At 65.9% G+C, this 24327-nt stretch carries 18 protein-coding genes and 1 pseudogene; 14 read left to right on the top strand and 5 right to left on the bottom strand.

Features of this window, described 5'->3' with window-relative positions:
• Positions 1-45: 45 nt before the first annotated feature.
• Positions 46-3339, bottom strand: coding sequence for a fused isobutyryl-CoA mutase/GTPase IcmF (gene icmF / locus ACFQU0_RS08735; protein ID WP_382199831.1), 3294 nt, complete (start codon positions 3337-3339; stop codon positions 46-48).
• Positions 3340-3504: 165 nt separating this feature from the next.
• Between icmF and ACFQU0_RS08740 the strand changes: the two are divergent.
• Positions 3505-4197, top strand: a pseudogene (locus ACFQU0_RS08740) (MBL fold metallo-hydrolase); the annotation flags it as partial.
• A gap of 24 nt (positions 4198-4221) precedes the next feature.
• A complete protein-coding gene (locus tag ACFQU0_RS08745) occupies positions 4222-4629 on the top strand; it encodes a rhodanese-like domain-containing protein (RefSeq protein WP_382199993.1) in 408 nt (135 codons plus the stop codon).
• Between the two features lie 295 nt (positions 4630-4924).
• Here ACFQU0_RS08745 and ACFQU0_RS08750 read toward each other — a convergent pair whose 3' ends face one another.
• Complete coding sequence (locus ACFQU0_RS08750; RefSeq protein ID WP_382199995.1) at positions 4925-6364, bottom strand: amidase; 1440 nt, start codon at positions 6362-6364, stop codon at positions 4925-4927.
• Positions 6365-6446: 82 nt separating this feature from the next.
• Between ACFQU0_RS08750 and ACFQU0_RS08755 the strand changes: the two genes are divergently transcribed.
• The 7 genes from ACFQU0_RS08755 (at position 6447) to ACFQU0_RS08785 (ending at position 15341) form a co-directional block, all read left to right on the top strand.
• The gene (locus tag ACFQU0_RS08755) at positions 6447-8042 is read left to right on the top strand and encodes an ABC transporter substrate-binding protein (RefSeq protein WP_382199833.1); all 1596 of its coding nucleotides are present in this window, start codon (positions 6447-6449) and stop codon (positions 8040-8042) included.
• A gap of 98 nt (positions 8043-8140) precedes the next feature.
• Positions 8141-9094: an ABC transporter permease gene (locus ACFQU0_RS08760; protein ID WP_382199835.1), complete on the top strand. Its 954-nt coding sequence runs from the start codon at positions 8141-8143 to the stop codon at positions 9092-9094.
• A gap of 1 nt (position 9095) precedes the next feature.
• Positions 9096-9968, top strand: coding sequence for an ABC transporter permease (locus tag ACFQU0_RS08765; RefSeq protein ID WP_382199836.1), 873 nt, complete (start codon positions 9096-9098; stop codon positions 9966-9968).
• A gap of 5 nt (positions 9969-9973) precedes the next feature.
• A complete protein-coding gene (locus ACFQU0_RS08770; protein WP_382199838.1) occupies positions 9974-11605 on the top strand; it encodes a dipeptide ABC transporter ATP-binding protein in 1632 nt (543 codons plus the stop codon).
• Positions 11602-13113 carry a M81 family metallopeptidase gene (locus tag ACFQU0_RS08775; RefSeq protein ID WP_382199840.1) on the top strand — a complete coding sequence of 504 codons (1512 nt, stop codon included), beginning with the start codon at positions 11602-11604 and terminating at the stop codon, positions 13111-13113. The genes ACFQU0_RS08770 and ACFQU0_RS08775 overlap by 4 nt, the downstream gene beginning before the upstream one ends.
• Complete coding sequence (locus ACFQU0_RS08780; protein WP_382199841.1) at positions 13110-14531, top strand: amidase; 1422 nt, start codon at positions 13110-13112, stop codon at positions 14529-14531. Before ACFQU0_RS08775 ends, ACFQU0_RS08780 begins: the two co-directional genes overlap by 4 nt.
• A 45-nt stretch (positions 14532-14576) precedes the next feature.
• The gene (locus ACFQU0_RS08785) at positions 14577-15341 is read left to right on the top strand and encodes a type III pantothenate kinase (RefSeq protein ID WP_382199843.1); all 765 of its coding nucleotides are present in this window, start codon (positions 14577-14579) and stop codon (positions 15339-15341) included.
• On the opposite strand, the gene ACFQU0_RS08790 is transcribed toward ACFQU0_RS08785, so the two are convergent.
• Entirely contained in the window at positions 15338-16435 is a 1098-nt protein-coding gene (locus ACFQU0_RS08790) for a M14 family metallopeptidase (protein ID WP_382199845.1), read from the bottom strand. The two genes, ACFQU0_RS08785 and ACFQU0_RS08790, sit on opposite strands and share 4 nt — an antisense overlap.
• A gap of 17 nt (positions 16436-16452) precedes the next feature.
• Positions 16453-17661 carry a M20 aminoacylase family protein gene (locus ACFQU0_RS08795; protein ID WP_382199847.1) on the bottom strand — a complete coding sequence of 403 codons (1209 nt, stop codon included), beginning with the start codon at positions 17659-17661 and terminating at the stop codon, positions 16453-16455.
• Between the two features lie 98 nt (positions 17662-17759).
• Here ACFQU0_RS08795 and ACFQU0_RS08800 point away from each other — a divergent pair, with 98 nt between their 5' ends.
• From ACFQU0_RS08800 to ACFQU0_RS08815, 4 genes are read left to right on the top strand one after another with little or no spacing between them, the layout of a single operon-like run.
• Positions 17760-19826 (top strand): molybdopterin-containing oxidoreductase family protein, encoded by a 2067-nt coding sequence (locus ACFQU0_RS08800; RefSeq protein WP_382199849.1) that lies wholly within the window; start codon positions 17760-17762, stop codon positions 19824-19826.
• A 1-nt stretch (position 19827) separates the two neighbouring features.
• On the top strand, positions 19828-20883 hold the full coding sequence (locus ACFQU0_RS08805) for an aminopeptidase (RefSeq protein WP_382199851.1): 1056 nt from the start codon (positions 19828-19830) through the stop codon (positions 20881-20883).
• Between the two features lie 9 nt (positions 20884-20892).
• Positions 20893-21216: a polyhydroxyalkanoic acid system family protein gene (locus ACFQU0_RS08810; RefSeq protein ID WP_382199853.1), complete on the top strand. Its 324-nt coding sequence runs from the start codon at positions 20893-20895 to the stop codon at positions 21214-21216.
• On the top strand, positions 21213-22451 hold the full coding sequence (locus ACFQU0_RS08815; RefSeq protein WP_382199855.1) for a CaiB/BaiF CoA transferase family protein: 1239 nt from the start codon (positions 21213-21215) through the stop codon (positions 22449-22451). The genes ACFQU0_RS08810 and ACFQU0_RS08815 overlap by 4 nt, the downstream gene beginning before the upstream one ends.
• Positions 22452-22463: 12 nt before the next feature.
• Here the strand turns inward: ACFQU0_RS08815 and ACFQU0_RS08820 are convergent, their stop codons facing one another.
• Positions 22464-22718, bottom strand: a complete 255-nt coding sequence (locus ACFQU0_RS08820; RefSeq protein WP_382199857.1) for an acyl-CoA-binding protein — start codon at positions 22716-22718, stop codon at positions 22464-22466.
• 97 nt (positions 22719-22815) lie between these two features.
• On the opposite strand from ACFQU0_RS08820, the gene ACFQU0_RS08825 reads away from it, so the two are divergent.
• Positions 22816-24324: a wax ester/triacylglycerol synthase family O-acyltransferase gene (locus tag ACFQU0_RS08825; RefSeq protein WP_382199859.1), complete on the top strand. Its 1509-nt coding sequence runs from the start codon at positions 22816-22818 to the stop codon at positions 24322-24324.
• Positions 24325-24327: the final 3 nt, after the last annotated feature.

Raw genomic sequence — 24327 nt, forward strand, 5'->3', positions numbered from 1 at the left:
ACAAAATCATAACCACCACCGCCGGGCAAGCGCAGAAATTTTGATTTACATGTTTCTGCGGTACTGGCCACCCACCTCAAACAAGGCGTTGGTGATCTGGCCCAGGCTGCACACGCGCACCGCGTCCATCAGCACGTCGAACACGTTTTTGTTCTCGATGACGGCCTGTTGCAGCCGCTTGAGCATGGCGGGCGCTTCGGCCGCATGGCGGGTGTGGAAGTCGGTCAGGCGCTGCAGCTGGCTTTGTTTTTCTGCCTCGGTGGAGCGCGCCAGCTCCAGCGTCTCGGGCGTGGTGTCGCCGTGCGGGTTGCGGAAGGTGTTGACGCCGATGATGGGCAGCTCACCGGTGTGCTTGAGCATCTCGTAGTGCATGGATTCGTCTTGAATCTTGCCGCGTTGGTAGCCGGTTTCCATCGCACCCAGCACCCCGCCACGCTCGGCGATGCGCTCGAACTCGGCCAGCACCGCTTCTTCCACCAGCTCGGTCAGTTCCTCGATGATGAAAGCGCCCTGGCTGGGGTTCTCGTTTTTGGCCAGCCCCCACTCGCGGTTGATGATGAGCTGGATGGCCATGGCCCGGCGCACGCTGTCTTCGGTGGGCGTGGTGATGGCCTCGTCAAACGCGTTGGTGTGCAGGCTGTTGCAGTTGTCGTAGATGGCGATCAGCGCCTGCAGCGTGGTCCGGATGTCGTTGAACTGGATTTCCTGCGCGTGCAGGCTGCGGCCGCTGGTCTGGATGTGGTACTTCAGCTTTTGTGAGCGTTCGTTGGCGCCGTACTTTTCCTTCATGGCCACGGCCCAGATGCGGCGCGCCACGCGACCCATCACGGTGTACTCCGGGTCCATGCCGTTGCTGAAGAAGAAGCTCAGGTTGGGCGCGAAGTCGTCGATGTGCATGCCGCGCGCCAGGTAAGCCTCCACGAAGGTGAAGCCGTTGGACAGCGTGAACGCAAGCTGGCTGATGGGGTTGGCCCCGGCCTCGGCGATGTGGTAACCCGAGATGGACACCGAATAGAAGTTGCGCACGTTGTGGTGCACAAAGTACTCGGCGATGTCGCCCATCACCTTCAGGCTGAACTCGGTGGAGAAGATGCAGGTGTTCTGCCCCTGGTCTTCTTTCAGGATGTCGGCCTGCACCGTGCCGCGAACGTTGGCCTGTGCCCACTCGCGGATTTTGGCGATTTCGGTGTCGGTGGGGTCGCGGCCGTTGTCGCGCTTGAACTTTTCGATGTTCTGGTCGATGGCGGTGTTCATGAACATCGCCAGGATGGTGGGCGCCGGACCGTTGATGGTCATGGACACCGAGGTGGTGGGGTTGCAGAGGTCAAAGCCGTCGTACAACACCTTCATGTCGTCCAGCGTGGCAATGCTCACGCCCGAGTTGCCGATCTTGCCGTAGATGTCAGGACGCAGGTCGGGGTCGTTGCCGTAGAGCGTGACCGAGTCGAAGGCGGTGGACAGGCGCTTGGCCGGCATGCCTTCGCTCACCAGCTTGAAGCGCCGGTTGGTGCGGAAGGGGTCGCCTTCGCCGGCGAACATGCGGGTCGGGTCTTCGCCCTCGCGCTTGAAGGCGAAGGTGCCGGCGGTGTAGGGGTAGCTGCCGGGCACGTTGTCCAGCATCAGCCACTTGAGGATCTCGCCGTGGTCCTCGTACTGCGGCAGGCTGACCTTGCGGATGGTGGTGCCGCTCAGGGATTTGGTGGTCAGCGCGGTGCGGATTTCCTTGTCGCGGATTTTCACCACGTACTCGTCGCCCGCGTAGGCTTTTTGCATCTCGGGCCACTGCTTGAGCAGCTTGCGCGCGTCGGCGTCCAGGTGCAGCTCCCGGGTCTGCGCCAGGTCGATGGCGGCCTCGGCGGCCTTGGACCGCTCCGGCTTGTCGATGGCCAGCATGCGCGCGGCCTCAGTCAACTGCTGGATTTCGCGTGCCAGGCGGGCCTGGGCGCGGGCGCGTTTTTTGTAGCCACGCACGGTGTCGCTGATTTCGGCCAGGTAGCGGATGCGCGCGCCGGGCACCACCGGCGTTTGGTTGGTGCTGTGGCGCACGTCCACCACGGGCAGGCGGCCCTCGCCCAGCTTCAGGCCCAGCGTGGCCAGCCGGCCCTTGAGCGCCTGGTAGAGCGCGGTCACACCGTCGTCGTTGAAGCGGGCGGCCATGGTGCCAAACACCGGCATTTGTTCGGTGGGGGTGGTCCAGGCTTCTTTGTTGCGCTGCACCTGTTTGCTCACGTCGCGCAGGGCATCGAGCGCGCCCTTGCGGTCGAACTTGTTGATTGCCACAAATTCCGCAAAGTCCAGCATGTCGATTTTTTCGAGCTGGCTGGCGGCGCCAAATTCAGGCGTCATCACGTACATGGGCACGTCCACGTGCGGCACGATGGCCGCATCGCCCTGGCCAATGCCCGACGTTTCCACGATCACCAGATCAAAGCCCGCCACCTTGCAGGCTGCCACCACGTCGGGCAGGGCGGCGCTGATCTCGCTGCCGAAGTCGCGGGTGGCCAGGCTGCGCATGAACACGCGCGGGCCGTTCTGCCAGGGGCCGATGGCGTTCATGCGGATGCGGTCGCCCAAGAGCGCGCCACCGCTCTTGCGGCGCGAGGGGTCGATGGAGATCACCGCCACGCGCAGGCCATCGTTCTGGTCCAGCCGGAAACGGCGGATCAGCTCGTCGGTGAGCGACGATTTGCCGGCGCCGCCGGTGCCGGTGATGCCCAGCACGGGCACCTGAGTGGCCTTGGCGGCTTCATGGAGTTGGGCCACCAGGGCGGCGTCTGCTTTGCCGTTTTCCAGCACCGTGATCAGTTGCGCCAGCGCGCGCCAGTTCATTTCGCCGTGGCCCTGGATGGCCTCCACCGAGGTGGGCGCGTAGGGCGTCAGGTCCTGGTCGCAGCGCATCACCATCTCGCCGATCATGCCGGCCAGGCCCATGCGCTGGCCGTCTTCGGGGCTGTAGATGCGCGAGACGCCGTAGGCCTGCAGTTCGCGGATTTCGGGCGGCACGATCACGCCGCCACCGCCGCCAAACACCTGGATGTGGGCACCGCCGCGTTGTTTAAGCAGGTCCACCATGTACTTGAAGTACTCCACATGCCCGCCCTGGTAGGAGCTGATGGCGATACCCTGTGCGTCTTCCTGCAGGGCGGCGGTCACCACGTCGTCCACGCTGCGGTTGTGGCCCAGGTGGATCACCTCGGCACCCATGCTCTGCAGGATGCGGCGCATGATGTTGATGGCCGCGTCGTGGCCGTCGAACAGGCTGGCGGCGGTGACAAAACGCACCTTGTGCGTGGGGCGGTAGTTGGCCAGGGCTTTGAATTCGGCGGACAGGTCGGTCATGGCGTCGGTGGGTGGGTGGCTCTGCCGGGGGTGTTCTTGATTGACGTTTACGTAAACGTCAATTCGCGATGGTACTGCAGAGCGTTGCCGGTGTCACCCCGGGAATTCCGCAGTCTGGCGTGTCTGAATTACCATCGATTTGTCCGTGTCCTGTCAGGAATACCCATGAAGCCGATTCAGCTTTTCGACGCCGCCTCCAGCACCTACACCTATGTGTTGTTCGATCCCGCTACCCGCCAGGCCCTGATCATCGACCCGGTGGACGAGCAGATCGAGCGCGACCTGGCCTGCCTGAAGGACCACGGCCTGCAACTGGCGTGGACGGTGGAAACCCACGCCCACGCAGATCACATCACCAGCGCCGGACAACTGGCCGAACTCGCAGGTGCCAAAACGGCGGCGCCCGCAGGGTGTGGCATCACCACCGCGTCGGTGCAGTTGAAGGACGGCGACGAGTTGGTCTTTGGGCAGCAAAAAATCCGCGCCCTGCACACGCCTGGCCACACCGCCGGCAGCATGAGCTTCGTGTGGTCCACCGGCGATGCACACCACGTGTTCACCGGCGACACCTTGCTCATCAACGGCTGTGGCCGCAGCGATTTCCAGTCGGGCAGCGCCGAGGACCTGTACCGCAGCCTGACCGAGGTGCTGTTCAAGTTGCCCGACGACACCACGGTGTGGCCGGGGCACGACTACAAGGGCCAGACCCAGTCCACCATCGGCTGGGAAAAAGCGAACAACGCCCGGGTGGCCGGCAAGACGCGCGACGAGTTCGTTGCCATCATGAACGCCCTCAACCTGCCGCGCCCCAAGCGCATGGACGAAGCCGTGCCGGCCAACCTCACATCGGGCATTCGCCACGACGCCGACGGTGCCGAACTGATGCAGCCGCGTAGCGCTGCGGGCTACGCCGGCGACGTGTCGCCGCACTTGGCGTGGGACTGGGTGCAGGCTGGCGAGGCAGTGCTGGTGGATGTGCGCACCGACGCTGAGCGCGAGTGGGTGGGTTTTGTGCCCGGCGCCGTGCCGTTGGCTTGGAAGCAGTGGCCGGGCATGGCCATGAACCCTGGTTTTGACGAGGGCTTGCGCGCGGCCGTGCCTGCTGGCCAAAAGGTGGTGCTGTTGTGCCGCAGTGGTGTGCGTTCCATTGCGGCCGCCAAGCGGGCCACCGAGTTGGGGTTGGTGGCCTACAACATCCTGGAAGGCTTCGAAGGGGACCCGGATGCGGATGCCCACAGGGGGCGGCGTGGGGGCTGGCGGTTGCACGGGCTTCCTTGGCGGCAGAACTGATTTTTTGCTGGCCTTGGGCGGTGGTGGGCGCTGGCGGAAATCACCGGGTGGCCCACTTCGTTCGTGTCCTCCGCATCGCTGCGCGATGCTCCCCCTTTACCTCACTGCGTGGGCCACCCGGCGCTTTCCGCCCGAGTGCAGGTGAACCTGCGGTGACGTGCCAGCGCTGCCTCGGATCGGTGTGGCGGGGTGTGCTGCAGAGCGAGGTAAAGGGGGAGCCGGCGCAGCCGGCGGAGGACACGAGCGGCGCAGCGCACCCCGTCGCACCGATCTCGCACACCAAGTGGGAGCGCCTTCAAGAAAGCGCCGGTGGACGAACCGCCATCAAGTCCGCCGCTGCCTTTTCATAGGCATGCGCCAACTGCAGCAATGCCAACTCCCCTTGTGGCTTGCCAATCAACTGCAAGCCCATGGGCAGGCCTTGCGCGTTTAAGCCCGCCGGCACGCTGATGGCCGGCAAGCCGGCCAGCGTCGCGTAAATCACCACCTCCATCCAGCGGTGGTAGGTGTCCATGGGGCGGCCCGCAATCTCCGTGGGCCAGCGCATGTCCACATCAAACGGCCACAGCTGCGCCACCGGCAGCGCCAACACGTCAAAGCGGTCAAACAGCGCCAGCATCTGCTGCAAAAAACGCGTGCGTTGCGCGCTGGCGGCGTTCAACTGCGCGCCAGTGAGCTTGAGCGATTGGTCGTGCTCCCAAAGCGCCTCGGGTTTGATGTGCGCCCGGTTGTCGGGTTTGATGAGAAAAGGCGCGATGCGCGGCCCCACCAGCGCCTGACGCCACACCAGCCAGCAGTCCCACACCGCCGCAGGGTCCATGCCCAGCGCGGTGTGGTCCACCTCGCAGCCCATGTCGGTGAAGCGGTGCAGGGCCGATTCACACACGTCCAGCACACCCGCTTCCATGGGCAAATGCCCCTTCAGATCGCCCAGCCAGCCGATGCGTTGGCCGGTCGGGTCGCTGTCCAGGGGCGCGACAAAAGCGCGCCCATCTTGTGCAATGCTCAGCGGCGTGCGCGGGTCGTGCCCGGCCTGGATGGACAACAGCATGGCCACGTCGCGCACGCTGCGGCCCATGGGGCCTTCGGTGCCCAGTTGGGCCAGCCACACGTCGTTGGCCGGCCACATGGGCACACGGCCTTGTGAGGGGCGCAGCCCAAACACGTGGTTCCAGCCCGCCGGGTTGCGCAGGCTGCCCATGAAGTCCGAGCCGTCGGCCACTGGCAGCAGGCGCTGGGCCAGCGCCACCGCAGCACCCCCGCTGCTGCCGCCGGCCGACTTGGTCAGATCGAAGGCATTGCGCGTGGCGCCAAACACGGCGTTGAAGGTGTGCGAGCCCAGCCCGAACTCGGGCGTGTTCGTCTTGCCGATCACGATGCAACCGGCGGCTTTCATGCGCGCGGCCATCAGCCCGTCCTCGGACGGCACGAAGTCGCGCATCAGTGGTGAACCCAAGGTGGTGCGCAGGCCGGCTGTGTTGGACAGGTCTTTGATGGCCTGTGGCATGCCGTGCATCCAGCCCATGGATTCGCCACGCGCCAACTGGGCGTCGCGTGCATCGGCTTCGGCCAGCAGCACGTCCGCGTCGCGCAGGCTCACGATCGCGTTCACATGGGGGTTCACCCGATCGATGCGCGCCAGCGTCGCCGCCATCACCTCGCGGCACGACACTTGCTTTTGGTGAATGGCTTGCGACAGCACATCGGCTGTCATCAGGGTCAGGTCGGAGGGCATCTGGCTCATGTTGGCGCTATATTGCAGGTGTGACCGTCGATATTTGAAGTTTCAACCAAACCCCATTCTGACTGGAGTGTTCATGAAGCGTCGTTCCCTGGTTTCCATCGCTGCTGCGGCAGCTGTTTCTGCAGCCATGGTCATGCCCCTGGCCGTCAACGCCCAAGGCCAGGCCCAGGCCAAAACCCTGCGCATCGTGCCGCATGCCAACGTGACCATTCTGGACCCGATCTGGTCCACCGCCTTCGTCACCCGCAACCACGGCTACATGATTTACGACACGCTGTTTGGCACCGACGCCAGTGGCGCCGTCAAGCCGCAGATGGTGGACAAGTGGAACGTCAGCAAGGACAACCTGACCTGGACCTTCACGCTGCGCGATGGCCTGGAGTTCCATGACGGCGCGCCCGTCACCAGCACCGACGTGGTGGCCTCCATCAAACGCTGGGCCAGCCGCGACAGCTTTGGTGGTGTGCTTGCCAAAAGTGTGGCCGACTACGCCACCCCCGATGCCAAAACCTTTGTCATCAAACTCAAGCAACCGTTTGGTGTGATGCTCGAAGCCCTGGGCAAACCGTCCAGCAACGTGCCCTTCATCATGCCCGCGCGCATCGCTGCCACACCGGGCAGTGAGCAGATCAAGGACAACATCGGCTCCGGCCCCTACAAGTTTGTGCAGGCCGAGTACAAGCCGGGCGAAAAGCTGGTCTACGTCAAGAACGACAAGTACAAGTCGCGCAGCGAGGCGCCCAATGGCACCACCGGCGGCAAGCCGGTGTTTGTGGACCGCGTCGAATGGGTCATCATCCGCGACCCGCAGACCCAGTTCAATGCCCTGGTGGCTGGCGAGGTGGACATCGTCGAGCAGCCCACCTTCGAACAGTACGCATCGCTCAAGGCCACCAAAGGGGTGCAGCTGGTGGATGCACAACCAGCGGGTCTGCAGTACATCTTCCGCTTCAACCACAAACACCCACCGTTTGACAACGTGAAGATCCGCCAGGCCGCGATGGTGGCGCTGGGGCAGGAGCAACACCTCAAGGCGCAGGTGGGCACGCCGGGCATGTACAAGTTCTGCAAGAGCATGTTCCCGTGTGGCACGCCGTACGCCAGCGACAACACCAGCTTCTACACCGGCAGCGCCGACCCCAAAAAGGCCGCACAGATGCTGAAGGACGCGGGCTACAAGGGCGAGCCGGTGCTGCTGATGCGCCCCACCGATCTGGCCTCCATCGCCAAGCTGCCCCTGGTGGCCAAGCAGCAGCTGGAGGCCGCCGGCTTCAAGGTGGACATGCAACAAATGGACTGGGCCACGCTGGTGGCGCGCCGTGCCAAAAAAGACGCGCCCGCCGCTGGCGGCTGGAACGCCTTCATGACCGCCTGGACCGCCGGTGACATCCAGAACCCGCTGACCATGGCCATGATGAATGCGGCCGGCGACAACGGCTGGTTTGGCTGGCAGGACGACAAACAGATCGAGGAGCTCAAGGTCAAGTTCGCCCAGGCCGGCAGCGATGCGGAGAAGAAAAAACTGGCCGAACAACTGCAACTGCGCGCCATCGAGACCGCCTCGCACGTGCACCTGGGCCAGTACAACAACCCGGCCGCCGTGCGCGACAACGTCAGCGGCATCGTGCCGGCCGGTGCACAGGTGTACTGGAACGTGAAGAAGAACTGACGAGGGTTTTTCCCGCGTGATGGATACCGGCACAAGCCGGGCCTCGGCCCGGCTTGTGTTCTTTGCCATCGCACTTTGAAGCCTTCCGACCACCCCAGATGCTCAGATTCCTCCTCAAACGCCTCCTCGCCATCCTGCCCGTTTTGCTGGTGGTGGCCGTGGTGGTTTTCCTGATCCTGCGCCTCACCCCTGGCGACCCGGCGGCGGTGATTGCCGGCAACAGCGCCACCAACGCCGACATCGAACGCATTCGCGAACAGTTGGGTTTGAACCGCTCTTTGCTGGCCCAGTTCGGTATCTGGATCGGCGGCGTGCTGCAAGGTGACCTCGGCTATTCCTATTACCTGGGCAAGCCCGTCACCGAACTGATCGCGCAACGTGTGGAGCCCACGCTGTCGCTGGCCTTTGGCACCATCGTGCTGGCGGTGCTGGTGGCGGTGCCGCTGGGCACCTTGGCGGCCTGGCGCATGGGTGGCTGGCTTGATCGTTTGCTGTCGGGCTTCTCGGTGCTGGGTTTTTCGGTGCCGGTGTTTGTGGTGGGCTACATCCTCATCTACCTGTTCGCCATCCAGCTCAACTGGCTGCCGGTGCAAGGCTACCGGCGTCTGTTCGGCCCATCGTCCGAAGGTGTTGGGGCTTGGGCGCAGCAGTTGGTGCTGCCCTGGGTCACGCTGTGCACCATCTATGTGGCGCTGATCGCGCGGGTCACGCGCGCCAGTGTGTCGGAGGCGCTGACCGAGGACTACATACGTACCGCGCGCGCCAAGGGCATACGCGAATCTGCTGTGCTGCTGCGCCACGCGCTGGCGAATGCGGCCGTGCCCATCGTCACCGTGGTGGGCATTGGTGTCGCACTGCTGATTGGGGGTGTGGTCGTCACCGAAACCGTCTACGCCATCCCGGGCCTGGGCTCGCTCACGGTGGACGCGGTGCTCAACCGCGACTTCCCCGTCATCCAGGGCCTGGTGCTGGTGTTCAGCGTGTTGTATGTGCTGATCAACCTGCTGGTCGATCTCAGTTACCTCTTTTTAGATCCCCGCATCAGGTACTGACATGGACATCCTCAAAAAACTCTGGCGCAACAACGCCATCCGCTTCGGCACCGTGGTGCTGGGCCTGTTGCTGGCGATTGCAGCGGCCGCGCCCTGGCTGGGCACGGTCGAACCCTCCGCCATGGACTTCAGCCACATCAACACCGCCTCGGGTGTGCGCGGCGAGTTTGCCTTGCCCAGCGGCGAAACCGTGGCCCACACCTTCTGGATGGGCAGCGACAACGCCGGGCGTGACATCTACAGCCGTGTCGTCTATGGCACGCGTGTGTCCTTGCTGGTGGGCCTGTTCACCGCCACGGTGGCGGTGCTGATGGGGGCGCTCCTGGGCATGTTGGCGGGCTACTTTCGCGCGGTGGATGCGGTGCTGATGCGGTTCATGGATGGGCTCATGGCCATTCCCGCCATCCTGCTCGCCATCGCGCTGGTGGCCGCTTTGGGCGCCCAACTGTGGACGGTGGTGGTGGCGATTGCGGTGCCTGAAATCCCGCGCGTTACCCGTCTGGTGCGCTCGCTGGTGCTGAGCCTGCGCGAGGAGCCTTTCGTGGAAGCCGCCAAGGCCCTGGCCACGCCCACACCCACTATCTTGTGGCGGCACATCTTGCCCAACGCATTGGCCCCGCTGATCGTGCAGGGCACCTTCATCGCAGCCAGCGCGGTGCTGACCGAGGCCATCCTGAGCTTCTTGGGCCTGGGCTTGCCGGCCGACGTGCCCACCTGGGGCAACATCATGGCCGAGGGCCGGGTGCAGTTCAGCCAGTACCCGGGCAACGTCTTGTTCCCGGCCATGTTCCTGGTGCCCACGGTGCTGGCCATCAACCTGCTGGGCGATGGCTTGCGCGACGTGCTCGACCCCAAATTCGCGAAACGGGTCTGAGCACCATGAGCACCCCCATTCTTGAAATCCACGGCCTCCAAGTGGCGCTGCCCCCCGGAGCCGACCGACCCCACGCCGTCGATGGCGTGAGCCTGTCCATCCCCGCTGGTCGCACCCTGTGTGTGGTGGGCGAATCCGGGTCCGGCAAGTCCGTCATGTCCACCACCGTCATGGGCCTGCTGCCGCGCGAACTGCGCGTGGGCGGCGGGCGCATCGCGCTCAAGGGCGAAGACCTGCTGGCCGCGCCGCCCGCGCGCCTGCGCCAGCTGCGCGGCCAGGCCATGGGCATGGTGTTCCAGGAACCCATGACCGCACTCAACCCGGTGATGACCTGCGGCGACCAGGTCGATGAGCTGCTGCGCACCCACACCGACTGGTCGGCGGCCAAACGCCGACAGGCCGTGCTCGACATGTTTGCCCGCGTCAAACTGCCCGACCCCGAGCGCATGGTGCGCAGCTTTCCGCACCAGCTCAGCGGTGGCCAGCGTCAGCGCATCGTGATCGCCATGGCGGTCATCCTCAAGCCCGCGCTGCTCATCTGCGACGAGCCCACCACCGCGCTGGACGTGACCACGCAACGCGAGATCCTGCGTCTGATCAAGCAGTTGCAGGAAGAGCAGGGCAGCGCGGTCCTCTTCATCACCCACGACATGGGTGTGGTGGCCGACATTGCCGACGAGGTGCTGGTCATGCACAAAGGCTGCGCGGTGGAGCAGGGCAGCCGCGACGACGTGTTGTTCCGGCCCCAGGCCGACTACACCCGCATGCTGCTGGCGGCGGTGCCGTCCATCACGCCACCGCCGCCCCGACCCGAAGCGGCCGGCCAGCCCCTGTTGCGCGGTGACAAGGTGGGCATGGTGTACGCCAGCCGCGACTGGATGGGGCGTGCGCGCGAGACGGTCGCGCTCCGGGATGCCACCTTGGACGTGCGCCCTGGCGAGACGGTGGGGGTGGTGGGCGAATCGGGCTCAGGCAAATCCACCCTGGCCCGTTGCCTCATCCGCTTGCTTCAGCCAAGCACGGGCCGGGTGTTCTGGGAACAGGACAAGGTCTGCCAGTTGCCGGAGAGCCGGCTGCGCCCTTTGCGCTCGCGGGTGCAGGTGGTGTTTCAGGACCCCAACCGTTCGCTGAATCCGCGCCGCACCGTGGGGGAGGCCATCATCGAAGGAGCGATGAACTTTGGCGCCAGCCGGTCCGCCGCCGAAGCGCTTGCGGCCGATCTCATGGACAAGGTGCGCCTGCCGCGCGAAGGGCTGTTGCGCTACCCCAGCCAGTTCTCGGGCGGCCAACGCCAGCGCATTGCGATCGCCCGCGCCCTGGCTTGCAAACCCCAGGTGCTGGTGGCCGACGAGGCGGTGAGCGCGCTCGATGTGAGCGTGCAGGCGCAAATCATGGCGCTGCTGCGCGAGATCCAGGCCGAGTTGGGCCTGGGCCTGCTGTTCATCACCCACGACCTGCGTGTGGCCGCCCAACTGTGCGACCGCGTCATCGTCATGCACCAGGGTCAGATCGTGGAAGAAGGCCCCACCGCCGAGCTGTACGCCAACCCCCAACAAGACTACACACGGCGCCTGTTCGAGGCCGCGCCCGGCCACAACTTCGCACAGCCCGCCGTGGTACACGGAGACACCCCTTGACCCCCCGTTCAACCCGCATCCTGATCGCCGGCTACCAGCACGAGACCAACACCTTCGCACCCAGTCTGGCCGACTGGACCGCCTTCCAGACGGGCGAGACCTTCCCCGCCTATGTGCGCGGCCCGGTCATGACGGATCAGCTGGCCGACGCCAACATCCCCGTGGGTGGTTTCATCCAGGCCGCACGCCGCAACGGCTGGACCTTGCTGCCCTCGGCCTGGGCCGGGGCCACGCCTTCGTCCTACGTCACTGAAGACGCATTTGAGCGCATCGCCGCTGCCATCCTGGACGATGTGCGCGCGGCATTGCCGCATGGGCTGGACGGGATCTACCTCGACCTGCACGGCGCGGCCGTGGCCGAACACGCCGACGACAGCGAAGGTGAACTGCTGGGCCGCCTGCGCGCCCTGGTGGGGCCAGATGTGCCCATCGTCGCCAGCCTGGATTTGCACGCCAATGTGACCGAACGCATGCTGCACGAGGCCGACGCGCTGGTGGCTTACCGCACCTACCCGCACGTGGACATGGCCGACACCGGCGCTTTGGCGGCCGAGCTGCTGCAACGCCGCCTGGCCCTGGGCCGGCGCGAGGCGCTGTTTTGGCGCCGCCTGCCCTTCCTCATTCCGCTCAACGCCCAGAGCACCTGGATGGAGCCGGCGCAAACCCTCTACGCCTACCTGCGCGCGTTGGATGATGACCACGGTGCCATGCTGAGCTTCTGCATGGGCTTCCCCGCTGCCGACTTCGCCGAATGTGGGGCCGTGGTGTGGGGCTATGGCGAGCAGGCCCAACTGGCCGGCGAGCTGCTTTACAAGCGCGTGGCCGAGCCCACGCAGTGGCGCCCGGATTGGTTGGACGCCCGCGAGGCGGTCGAGGCCGCGTTGGACCTGGCCGCCCGCGCCGACAAACCCGTGGTGTTGGCCGACACCCAGGACAACCCTGGCGCCGGCGGCGACAGCAACACCACCGGCATGCTGCACGCCTTGCTGCAGCAGCACGCGGGCCAGCGTTTCCCGGGTCAGGTGGCCCTGGGCCTGTTGTTCGATCCCGAGGCCGCACAGGCGGCGGTGGCGGCCGGCGTGGGCGCGCAGATCGACCTGGCCCTGGGCCGCGCCGTGCCGACCTACACCGGCTTGCCCAGCGATGCGCCGGTGCAAGGCCGCTTCACGGTGCGTGCGGTCAGCGACGGGCGCTGCGTGCTCAAAGGCGCGATGATGACCGGCCTCACGGTGGAGCTGGGCGCCAGCGCCTGCCTGGAGATCGATGGCGTGTTGGTGGCGGTGGTCAGCGGCAAGATGCAACTGCTGGACCGCGAGCTGCTGCGCCTGGTGGGCATCACGCCCGAGGCCATGAAGCTCATCGTGGTCAAAAGCTCCAACCACTTCCGCGCCGATTTCACGCCCATCGCTTCGCGCGTGATCGTGGCCAAGGCCGCCGGCCCCATGGCCGCCGATCCGGCCGACCTGCCCTGGAAAAAGCTGCCCGCCACCACACGGAGAACGCCATGAGCCAGCCCACCGCCTTGCCCTCAGACCTCGCAGATTGCTCCGCCTCGCAACTGCTCGACCTGTACCGCAGCGGGCAGGCCTCTCCCGTGTCGGCCACACAGGCGGTGCTGGCCCGCATCGACCGCCACAACCCCGAACTGCGCGCCTTTTGTGTGGTCGACCACGAAGCCGCCCTGGCCAGCGCCCGCGCCAGCGAAGCGCGCTGGCAACAAGGCGCGCCCTGTGGCCCGCTGGACGGCGTGCCCACCTCCATCAAGGACCTCATCCTCACCCAAGGCTGGCCCACGCTGCGGGGTAGCCGCACCGTGAACCCCGACCAGCCTTGGGACGTGGACGCCCCCGCCACCGCCCGCCTGCGCGAGGCCGGCGCGGTGTTGCTGGGCAAAACCACCACGCCCGAGTTTGGCTGCAAAGGCGAGACCAATTCGCCGCTGACCGGCATCACCCGCAACCCCTGGAACCCGGCCAAAACGCCCGGCGGCTCGTCCGGAGGCACCGCTGCGGCCGTGGCCGCCGGCATGGGGCCGCTGAGCGTGGGCACCGACGGCGCGGGCAGCGTGCGCATTCCGGCGGCGTTTTGCGGCAACTTCGGCCTCAAGCCCAGCTTTGGCCGTGTGCCGGCCTACCCGCTGTCGCCCTTTGGCTCTGTGGCCCACCTGGGCCCACATACCATGAACGTGCGCGATGCGGCGCTGATGATGAACGTCATCAAGCAGCCGGACGCGCGCGACTGGACATCGTTGCCGCCCGACACCACCGACTACCTGAACGGTCTCGACGACGGCATCCGAGGCTGGCGCATTGCGTACTCACCCACACTGGGTTACGCCAAAAACGTGCACCCCGAGGTGGCCGCTGCCGTTGAGGCTGCGGTGAAGCAGCTGGCCGACCTGGGCGCGGTGGTGGAGCAGGTGGACCCCGGCTTTGACGACCCGCTGGACATCAGCACCGGCCTGTGGTTTTTGGGTGCCTGGACAGTGTGGAACACCTTGAGCCCTGAGCAGCAGGCGCTGACCGATCCCGACTTCCGCGCCGAGGCCGAGATCGGTGGCCGCTACAGCGCGCTGCAGGTGCAGCAACTGAACCTTAGGCGCGGCGCCTTGGGTTCTCACATGCGGCAGTTCATGCAGCGTTTTGATCTGCTGGTGACGCCAGCCGTGTCCGTGCCGGCCTTTGACGCGAAGCCGGCCGGCCACACGCCCATGGACCCCGAAGCCATGTTGGGCTGGACGCCGTTTTCCTACCCCTTCAATCTCACGCAGCAACCGGCCTGCACCATCCCCTGTGGCCTCACGCGCGACGGTTTGCCCATCGGGTTGCAGATGGTGGGGCCCATGTTTGGCGATGCGCAGGTGCTGCGCGCAGCGCGCGCCTACGAGCGTGTGCACCCCATTCCTCGGCCCGTGTTGACCGCCTGAGCCGGGCCGGGAAAACCCCCGTCACGGCTTGGTCATAATGCGCGCATGACTTTTCTGGCACTGGACGTCGGCAACACGCGCCTGAAGTGGGCGATGTATGAAAGCCCGCAGTTGGGCGCCCGCGTGCTGGCGCACGGTGCGCAATTCCTCGAGAACATCGAAACCCTGGCCGAGGGCGATTGGGCCGCTTTGCCCGTGCCACACCGCATGCTGGGGTGTGTGGTGGCGGGGGACGCGGTGAAACGCCGGGTCGAGGAGCAGATGGAGCTGTGGGACACGACGCCGCAGTGGGTGGTGTCGGGCAACGCCGAAGCCGGCCTCACCAACGGCTACGACCACCCCGCGCGCCTGGGTTCCGACCGCTGGATCGCCATGATCGGCGCCTTGCAGCACCTGCGCGCCAGCGGCCGGCACAAACCTTGTGTGGTGGTGATGGTGGGCACGGCGGTCACGGTGGAGGCCATCGATGCCAGCGGCCGCTTTCTGGGCGGCATCATCCTGCCGGGCCACGGCATCATGCTGCGCGCGCTCGAATCGGGCACGGCCGGCCTGCATGTGCCCACCGGCGAGGTGCGCGACTTCCCCACCAACACCAGCGACGCGCTCACCAGCGGTGGCACCTTCGCCATCGCCGGTGCGGTGCAGCGCATGGTGGAAAACCTCAAGCGTCACACTGGCGAGGAGCCGGTGGTTTTCATGACGGGTGGCGCCGGCTGGAAGATGGCACCGAGCATGTCGGTGCATTGCGAACTGGTTGAAAGCCTGATTTTTGACGGGCTGCTGGAAATTGCGTCAAGGCGCTTTGGTTAGCCCGACAACCCATCCACCGCCTGGAACATGGCCTGCCGCGCCTGGCTGATGATTCGGCCGCGCCAGGCGTCGGTGTCGGTGTAGAAGGCGTCCATCAGTTGTTGTTTGATGGCGGCGTGTTGCTCCGCTGGCGCTTCCGGGTGCTTGTGCAACCAGTGGTCGGCGCGCAGGGCCTGGCTCACCTCGTTGAAGGGCAGGGTGCCGTACTCCATGGCGATGCCGGTGTATTCGGCCCGCGGACACTCTTGGTAGGCGGCCATCCACATCAGGCCGGTCAGGAAGGCGGAGGTGGACGAGCCGTCGTAGATGGAGGTGATGCGGGTCTCGCCCTTGGGGTCCCACCAGGCCTTGGCGCGTTCGAACGCGGCTTTGTCGTCCTTGCAGGCAAAAATCCGCTCGCCCAAACCACTTGGGCCCAGGCCGGTGTGCAGGTCGATCCAGGCAAGGCGCTTGGCTTGCCGACCGTAGGTGCGCAGCACCTCGCGCAACGTGGTGTTGCTCCAGGTGGGTGCGGTGCCACCGAAGAACAGGCCGTCGGCAAACTGGTGTTGGCCTTGTGAGACTGCGGCCTGGAACTTCAACTGCCCGTTGCTTGCGATGTAGTTGCCGATGGCTGCGGTGTTTTCGGCCGTGGGCGGCCATTGGGCGGGCAACAGCAGGTCGTGGATCTCGGCATAGGCGGCGTTGACGGGCAGCGGCTGCGAGAAGTCCTGGAAGTTGCGGTTCAGGTCCACGTTTTCGTTGGTCACGCGGCGCACGTGCGAAAAGCCGTGGGGGTTGAGCGCGTGGATGTAGAGGACGGCCACACCAGCGGCACCGGCCTTGGCGCGCCACTCGGCATCGTGCGTGGCAAACACCTGCACACCCGAGCCGCAGTAGCCTTCCACACCGTGGCAGGCGCTGCTGACGATGAGCAGGCTCTGCGCGTCGGCCGGGCCGTCCAGGGCCACGTCCATGGCCAGGGTTTCGCCGTCGCGGCCTTTCAGTGGGTGCTCAAACGAGCGGATGGCCATGCCAGCAGCGGCCGCACCTTCCAGGAACTTGACACGCGCCTGCGCGTACCGGGCCGAGAAGGCCGCGTTCACATCGATCATGGGGATTCCTTGTGTGCTCAGGCTTGGGTGGGCTTGGCCAGCCACTGTGTGACCAACTCCACCCAATAGGTGGCGCCCAGCGGGATCAGGTCGTCGTTGAAGTCGTAGCTGGGGTTGTGCAGGGTGCAGGGGCCGCCGCCGTGACCCATCTCGCGGTGGGCACCGTCGCCGTTGGCGATGAAGCAATAGGCGCCGGGTTTGGCTTGCAGCATGTAGGCAAAGTCTTCGGCGCCCATGGTGGGTTCCTGTACTTGCACGTTGGCCTCGCCCACGATGCCGGCCATCACCTGGCGGGCAAAGTTGGCCTCGGCCGCGCTGTTGACGGTGGGCGGGTAGTTGCGCACAAACTCAAATTCGCAGGTGGCATCAAACGCCGCGCAGGTGTGGCGGGCAATCTCTTCCATGCGCTTTTCGATCAGGTCGAGCACTTCCAGCGTGAAGGTGCGCACCGTGCCTTGCAGCTCGCAGCTGTCGGGCACCACGTTGGTGGCCTCGCCGGCGTGGATCATGGTGACGGAGATCACGCCCGCGTCCACCGGCTTCTTGTTGCGGCTGATGATGGTCTGGAAGGCCTGCACCATCTGGCAGGCCACCGGCACCGGGTCGATGCCGTTGTGAGGCAGGGCGGCGTGGCTGCCTTTGCCGCGGATGGTGATTTTGAACTCGTTGCTGGAGGCCATCACCGGGCCGGGGCTGACGGCAAACGTGCCCACGGCCGCACCCGGCCAATTGTGCATGCCAAAAACGGCTTGCATGGGGAACTGCTCGAACAGGCCTTCCTTGATCATCTCGCGCGCGCCGCCGCCGCCTTCTTCCGCTGGTTGGAAGATCAGGTAGACGGTGCCGTCGAAGTCGCGGTGTTTGGCAAAGTGTTGGGCGGCTGCCAGCAGCATGGCGGTGTGGCCGTCGTGGCCACAAGCGTGCATCTTGCCGGCATGTTTGCTGGCGTGTGCGAAGGTGTTGAACTCCTGCATGGGCAGGGCGTCCATGTCGGCGCGCAAGCCCACGGCGCGGCCACAGGCGCCTCCGTCACGTCCTTTGATGATGCCCACCACACCTGTGGTGCCCAGGCCCCGATGGATGGGGATGCCCCATTCGGTCAGCTTGGCGGCCACCAGGTCGGCGGTGCGCACTTCCTGGAAACACAGTTCGGGGTGGGCGTGGATTTCGCGTCGCACGGCGGCAATGCCGGCGGCCTGGGTCACGATGCTGTCGATGAGTTTCATGGGCTCAAGGTCGTTGAGGTGTAAAGAAACATCGTAGCAGTGTCAGTGGCAAGGCGCAGCCGTGGCGTTCCCAATGTCCCCACGGCACAATGTGGCGCATGAGTACCTCACTGTCCCCTGCCGCCCCGGTGGTGGTGCGTGGCGCCTGCCCGCACGATTGCCCCGACACTTGCGCACTGCTCACCACGGTGGAAAACGGCGTCGCGGTCAAGGTGGCGGGCAACCCGCAGCACGCCATGACCGACGGGGTGTTGTGTGCCAAGGTGTCCAAGTACACCGAACGCAGCTACCACCCCGAGCGCCTGCTGTATCCCATGAAGCGTGTGGGGCCCAAGGGTGGCGGTCGCTTTGTGCGTGTGGGCTGGGACGAGGCGCTCAACGCCATCGCCACCCGGCTGCAAATCATCGCCAGCAAAAACCCCGAAGCCATCCTGCCCTACAGCTACGCCGGCACCATGGGCCTGGTCCAGGGCGACGGCATGGCGGCGCGCTTCTTCCACCGCCTGGGCGCCTCGCTGCTGGACCGCACCATTTGCGCCAGCGCCGGGGCCGAGGCGCTCACCCACACCTACGGCGGCAAGGTGGGCATGAAGGTGCAGTTTTTTGCCGAAAGCCGGCTGATCCTGATCTGGGGCAGCAACTCGATTGGCAGCAACCTGCATTTCTGGCGCCTGGCCCAACAGGCCAAACGCAACGGCGCGCGCCTGGTCTGCATCGACCCGCGCAAGACCGAAACCGCCGAGAAATGCCACGAGCACATCGCACTGCTGCCGGGCACCGACGCCGCGCTGGCCCTGGCGCTGATGCACGAGCTGATCACCCACGATTGGCTGGACCACGATTACATCGCCCGCCACACGGAGGGCTGGGACGCCTTGCGTGCCAGGGCGTTGGAATGGCCACCCGAACGCGCCGCCGCCGTGTGTGGTGTGCCGGTAGAGCAGATACGCCAACTGGCGCGCGACTACGGCGAGACCGCGCGCCGTGGCGAACCGGTGGCCATCCGCCTGAACTACGGGATGCAACGCGTGCGTGGTGGTGGCAACGCGGTGCGCGCAGTGGCCTGCCTGCCCGCGCTGGTGGGCGCCTGGCGCCACCGCGCGGGGGGCCTCTTGCTCAGCAGCTCCAGCCAGTTTCCCATCCAGCGCGCCGCCTTGCAGCGGCCCGACTTGCTGGCAGGACGGCGCCCGCGCACCATCAACATGAGCACCATCGGCGACGACCTGCTGCGTCCCAGTTCGCGCGAGTTCGGGCCCCGCATCGAGGCGCTTATCGTCTACAACAGCAACCCGGTGGCGGTGGCGCCCGAGTCGGCCAAGGTCGTGCAGGGCTTTGCACGCGATGACCTGTTCACGGTGGTGATCGAGCACTTCCAGACCGACACGGCCGACCACGCTGACTACCTGCTGCCCGCCACCACCCAGCTGGAGCATTGGGACATCCACAGCACCTACGGCCACACCGACGTGTTGCTCAACCGCCCCGCCATCGCGCCGCAGGGACAGGCCCGGCCCAACAGCCAGATCTTCCGCGACCTCGCGCAGCGTTTGGGTTTTGGCGAGGCCTGTTTCCAGGACAGCGACGAAGCCATGTGCCGCCAGGCCTTTGGCCGCGAGGTGGACTTCAACACCTTGCTTGCGCAGGGCTTTGTGTCGTTGCCGGTCCCCGACGCGCCTTTTGCCGAGGGGGGCTTTCCCACGCCCTCTGGCAAGTGCACCTTTTTCAGCGAAGCGCTGGCGCGCATGGGGCAAGACGGCTTGCCCGACCACCTGCCCAACTTCGAACCGGGCGGTGCCCACGCCGACTACCCGTTGGCCATGATCTCCCCGCCCGCGCGCAACTTCCTCAATTCCACCTTCGTCAACGTCAAAAGTCTGCGCGACATCGAAGGCGAGCCGGTGCTGGAAATCCACCCGCAAGACGCCGCCGCACGCGGCATCTCGGACGGCAGCACGGTGAAGGTGTTCAACGAACGCGGCGACTACCACTGTGCCGCCCGCGTGAGCGAGCGCGCCCGACCCGGTGTGGTCAATGGTTTGGGCATCTGGTGGCGCAAGTTCGGCCTGCGTGGCACCAACGTCAACCAGCTCACCAGCCAGCGCCTGACCGACATCGGCCGTGCGCCCACGTTTTACGACTGCCACGTGCAAGTCGAGTTGGTTTGACATGCGAAGGCTGTGTTGGGCGTTGTGCGTGCTGCTGTTGAGCGGCTGCAGCGCCACACTGGACCCGGCCTATTATTGGCAGTCGGTCAGTGGTCACCTGCACATGGTGCGGGCCGCGCGGCCGGTGGACGACTGGTTGGCCGACACCCAGGCCAGCGATGCCCTGCGCTTGAAACTGCGGCAGGCGCAGCAGCTGCGCCGCTTTGCCGTCACCGAGTTGGGTTTGCCTGACAACGCCAGCTACACCCGCTACGCCGACCTCAAGCGCCGCGCTGCGGTGTGGAACGTCGTGGCCGCGCCCGACGACGCGCTGCAGCTCAAGCAGTGGTGTTTTCTGGCCTTGGGCTGCGTGGGCTACAGGGGCTATTTCGACGAAGCCGAGGCGCGCGCCTTTGCCGACACCGTGCGCCAAGCCGAGCCGGCGCTGGAGGTGGGCGTCTACCCGGTACCGGCCTACTCCACGCTGGGCTGGACCAACTGGATGGGCGGTGACCCGTTGCTGAGCACCTTCATCGGTTACCCCGAAGGCGAACTGGCGCGGCTGATCTTCCACGAGTTGGCGCACCAGGTGGTCTACGTGCGCGACGACACGGTGTTCAACGAGTCCTTTGCCACTGCGGTGGAGCGCCTGGGCGGCGCGCGCTGGCAGGCCACGGCCAGCGAAGCCGCGCGGACCGACTACGCGCGTTTTGACGAACGCCGCCAGCAGTTCCGTGCCCTGGCGCGGCAGACCCGTGACGCCCTGCGCGCGGCCTACGCGCTGCCCGACCGCACCCAGCGCCTGACCGCCAAACACGCGGCCATGGCGGGTTTTCGCAGCGGCTACGACGCTTTGAAGGTGCATTGGAACGGCTTTGCTGGCTACGACGCCTGGGCCCTCCAGGCCAACAACGCCCTGTTTGCGGCACAGGCCGCTTACGACGAACTGGTGCCGGCTTTTGAGGGCCTGTTCGAGCGCGAGGGCCGCGACTTTGCGCGGTTTTATGATGCGGTGCGCGCGCTGGCCCGCCTGCCCAAGGACGAACGCCGCAGCGCCCTGCTTGCCCAACGATTTTGAGGACTTCCCATGGCCAACCTTCACATCCACCGCGACCACACCCTGGGCTTGGCCAAGGCCCGCAAGGTGGCCTGGGCCTGGGCCGAACAGGCAGAAAACGAGTTCGGCATGGCGTGCACCTACGAAGAGGGCGATGTCGAGGATGAGGTGTGTTTCAAACGCTCCGGCGTCACCGGCACGCTGCGGGTGAACAAGGCCAGCTTTGAGCTCGATGCCCAGCTGGGTTTTCTGCTCGGCGCCTTCAAGGACAAGATCGAGGCCGAGATCGTGAAGAACCTCGACCAACTGCTGGCCGCGCCCACCAAGCCGGCCGCAAAGAAGAAAAAAACATGACGGATGTGAAACCAGGCCCGCTGCAAGGCCTCAAGGTGGTGGAGTTGGGCCAGTTGATCGCGGGCCCGTTTGCCGCCAAAACCCTGGCGGATTTTGGTGCCGATGTGGTGAAGATCGAGCCACCGCCCAAAAACGGTCAGGGTGGGGGCGACCCGTTGCGCGGCTGGCGCTTGGTGAAAAACGGCACCTCGGTCTGGTGGCAGGTGCAGTCGCGCAACAAGCGCTCGGTGGCGCTGGACCTGCGCCAGCCCGAGGCGCAGGACATTGTGCGCAAGCTCGCCGCAGAGGCCGATGTGCTGATCGAGAACTTCCGCCCCGGCGCCATGGAGGACTGGGGCCTGGGCCCCGACGTGTTGCTGGCACTGAACCCGGCGCTGATCATGCTGCGCGTGAGCGGCTACGGCCAGACCGGCCCCTACCGCGACCGTCCCGGATTTGGTGTGGTGGCCGAGGCCATGGGGGGCTTGCGCCATCTCAGCGGCGAACCCGGCCGTGTGCCCGTGCGCGTGGGTGTGAGCATTGGCGACACATTGGCTTCGCTGCACGGTGTCATCGGCATCTTGCTGGCCTTGCAGCACCGCCACGCCACCGTCTCTCCCCAGCACCCCAAAGGCCAGGGTCAGGTGGTGGATGTGGCGCTGTTCGAGGCCGTGTTCAACTGCATGGAAAGCCTGCTGCCCGAGTACAGCGCCTTTGGTGCCGTGCGTGGCCCGGCCGGCAGCGCCTTGCCCGGCATCGCGCCCAGCAACGCCTACACCTGCGCCGATGGTTGCCATGTGTTGATTGCCGGCAACGGCGACAGCATCTTCCGGCGTTTGATGGCTTGCATCGGACGCGATGATTTGGGCGCCGCCCCCGATTTGCAGAACAACCCCGGGCGCGTGGCGCGTGTGGGCGAAATCGACGCGGCGATTGGCGCGTGGGCGTCGCGCCTCACAGCCGATGAGGTGTTGCGCGCACTGGAGGCCGCCGAGGTGCCGTCGGGAAAAATCTACACCGTGGCCGACATCGCGGCCGACCCGCACTACGCCGCGCGTGGCATGTTGCAGTCGGTGCGCATGGACGATGGCAGCGATGTGCTGGTGCCCGGTTTTGTGCCCCGCCTGAGTGCTTCGCCTGGCAGCCACCGGCGCAATGCGCCCGCCTTGGGCCAGGACACCGAGGCCGTGTTGCGCGAGGTGGGCCTCACCGACGCGCAGATCGCCGCGCTGCGCGAGCGCGGTGTGGTGGCCTGATGCGTGAACGCTTCAGCTCAGCGACTTGATCAGGTCAACGTACTGCTGCATGGCGGCGTCGTTGCTGGTGCCTTTGAGTTTGTTCCAGGCGTCCCACTTGGCCCGCCCCACCATGTCGCCGAAGCCGGGTTTTTTCTCGGTGATGTCGCCAGCGGTGGCCTGCTTGTACAGGGCGTAGATCTGCAGCAGCGTGTTGTTGTCCGGGCGCTCGCTGAGGCTCTTGGAGTTGGCGACGGCGGCTTCGAACGTGGCTTTGAGATCGGACATGAAAGGTCTCCGGGGGTTCGGGTTTGTGGGTAGTGGCGGGCGGTATCTTACGGGGCAGGCACCGCACACAATAGAGCTTTCACACCAGAACGCACCGATGGCCACCCGTCTTCAAAAAAGTGTCGCCCGCGCCGTGACCGGCACGCTGGGCTTGCGCGGTGAACGCATGAGCAAGGTGGACACCGCCTGGCTGCGCATGGACTCGCCTGCCAACCTCATGATGATCGTGGGTGTGTGGGTGTTCAGGCCCGGTGTGGACTTTGACGCGCTGTGCGAGCGTTTGTTGACGCGGCTGTCCAAATACCCGCGCTTTTTGCAGCGGGTGGTGGAAGATGCGGCCGGCGCCACCTGGGTGCGCGACCGCGACTTCGACATCCACCACCATGTGCGGCGCGGCCAGCTTAAACGCCGGCGCGGCCAGAGCGAACGCGCGGCGCTGCAGGCGCGTGTGGCCGAGCTGGCCATGCGGCCGCTGGACAGGCGCCACCCGCTGTGGGACTTCGAGTTGATTGAAACCTACGACGGTGGCTCGGCCATGATCGCCCGCATACACCACTGCATAGGCGATGGCATCGCGCTGATCTCGGTGATGATGAGCCTGTTCGATGGTGGCCTGCCGCCCCCCGAGCGCCGCAAGCGCGCATCGACGGGACCGACCGACGACCCATTGACCAGCCTGGAAACCTGGTTGGCGGGCAACGTGCTCAAGCCATTGACCGGGGCCACCGTGAAGGCGCTGAACATGGCGGGCGATGGTGCCGCCCGGTCGCTGGATTTGCTGTCGCGCCCGCAGGAGGGCTTGCTCGAAACCATCGGGCAATCGGCCGATCTGGCGCGCCTGGGCGGCCAGGTGCTGAGCGATCTGGCCGAGCTGGTGCTCATGCCCGATGACTCGCCCACGGGGCTCAAGGGCCTGGCCAGCCCGGTCAAACGCGTTGCGTGGTGTGAGCCGGTGCCGCTGGACCACGTCAAGGCCATCGGCAAGGCGCTTGGCTGTTCGGTCAACGACGTGCTGTTGACCTGTGTGGCTGGTGCTTTGGGTGCCTATCTGCAAGACCGCGGCGAGGAAACGGCGGGAAAGGAGATCCGCGCCATGGTGCCGGTCAACCTGCGCCCGCTGGACCAGGCCTGGCAACTGGGCAACCGTTTTGGTCTGGTGCCGCTGGTGCTGCCACTGGGCCTGTCCAACCCGGTGGAGCGCTTGTACGAGGTCAAGCGCCGGATGAACGGCCTCAAGGGCAGCACCCAGCCCTTGTTGGTTTATGGCGTGTTGTCCATCGCCGGCACACTGGCCAAGCCGGTGCAGGACCTGCTGCTGGCGCTGTTCCACCGCAAGACCACTGCGGTGATGACCAACGTGCCCGGCCCGGTGCAAAAGCTCCAGCTGTGTGGCGCCACGTTGGAGCAAAACATGTTCTGGGTGCCAGCTTCTGGCGACATCGGCGTGGGCGTGTCCATCCTGAGTTACGGCGGTGGCGTGCAGTTTGGCCTCATCACCGACGCCGGCCTGTGCCCCGACCCGCAGCAAATCATCGACCGCTTCGAGCCCGAGTTTCAGAAGCTGCTCACGCTCTCGCTGATGTTGCCTTGGGGACTGGAGGGCTGAGTC

It is taken from the genome of Hydrogenophaga defluvii (assembly GCF_042665235.1).
Classification (GTDB): Bacteria; Pseudomonadota; Gammaproteobacteria; order Burkholderiales; family Burkholderiaceae_C; genus Hydrogenophaga; species Hydrogenophaga defluvii_A.

Excerpts from the sequence above, each read along its gene's own strand:
- icmF (WP_382199831.1), bottom strand. The coding sequence starts at position 3,339 with ATGACCGACCTGTCCGCCGAATTCAAAGCCCTGGCCAACTACCGCCCC.
- ACFQU0_RS08745 (WP_382199993.1), top strand. The coding sequence starts at position 4,222 with ATGCAGCCGCGTAGCGCTGCGGGCTACGCCGGCGACGTGTCGCCGCAC.
- ACFQU0_RS08750 (WP_382199995.1), bottom strand. The coding sequence starts at position 6,364 with ATGCCCTCCGACCTGACCCTGATGACAGCCGATGTGCTGTCGCAAGCC.
- ACFQU0_RS08755 (WP_382199833.1), top strand. The coding sequence starts at position 6,447 with ATGAAGCGTCGTTCCCTGGTTTCCATCGCTGCTGCGGCAGCTGTTTCT.
- ACFQU0_RS08760 (WP_382199835.1), top strand. The coding sequence starts at position 8,141 with ATGCTCAGATTCCTCCTCAAACGCCTCCTCGCCATCCTGCCCGTTTTG.
- ACFQU0_RS08765 (WP_382199836.1), top strand. The coding sequence starts at position 9,096 with ATGGACATCCTCAAAAAACTCTGGCGCAACAACGCCATCCGCTTCGGC.
- ACFQU0_RS08770 (WP_382199838.1), top strand. The coding sequence starts at position 9,974 with ATGAGCACCCCCATTCTTGAAATCCACGGCCTCCAAGTGGCGCTGCCC.
- ACFQU0_RS08780 (WP_382199841.1), top strand. The coding sequence starts at position 13,110 with ATGAGCCAGCCCACCGCCTTGCCCTCAGACCTCGCAGATTGCTCCGCC.
- ACFQU0_RS08785 (WP_382199843.1), top strand. The coding sequence starts at position 14,577 with ATGACTTTTCTGGCACTGGACGTCGGCAACACGCGCCTGAAGTGGGCG.
- ACFQU0_RS08790 (WP_382199845.1), bottom strand. The coding sequence starts at position 16,435 with ATGATCGATGTGAACGCGGCCTTCTCGGCCCGGTACGCGCAGGCGCGT.
- ACFQU0_RS08795 (WP_382199847.1), bottom strand. The coding sequence starts at position 17,661 with ATGAAACTCATCGACAGCATCGTGACCCAGGCCGCCGGCATTGCCGCC.
- ACFQU0_RS08800 (WP_382199849.1), top strand. The coding sequence starts at position 17,760 with ATGAGTACCTCACTGTCCCCTGCCGCCCCGGTGGTGGTGCGTGGCGCC.
- ACFQU0_RS08805 (WP_382199851.1), top strand. The coding sequence starts at position 19,828 with ATGCGAAGGCTGTGTTGGGCGTTGTGCGTGCTGCTGTTGAGCGGCTGC.
- ACFQU0_RS08810 (WP_382199853.1), top strand. The coding sequence starts at position 20,893 with ATGGCCAACCTTCACATCCACCGCGACCACACCCTGGGCTTGGCCAAG.
- ACFQU0_RS08815 (WP_382199855.1), top strand. The coding sequence starts at position 21,213 with ATGACGGATGTGAAACCAGGCCCGCTGCAAGGCCTCAAGGTGGTGGAG.
- ACFQU0_RS08820 (WP_382199857.1), bottom strand. The coding sequence starts at position 22,718 with ATGTCCGATCTCAAAGCCACGTTCGAAGCCGCCGTCGCCAACTCCAAG.
- ACFQU0_RS08825 (WP_382199859.1), top strand. The coding sequence starts at position 22,816 with ATGGCCACCCGTCTTCAAAAAAGTGTCGCCCGCGCCGTGACCGGCACG.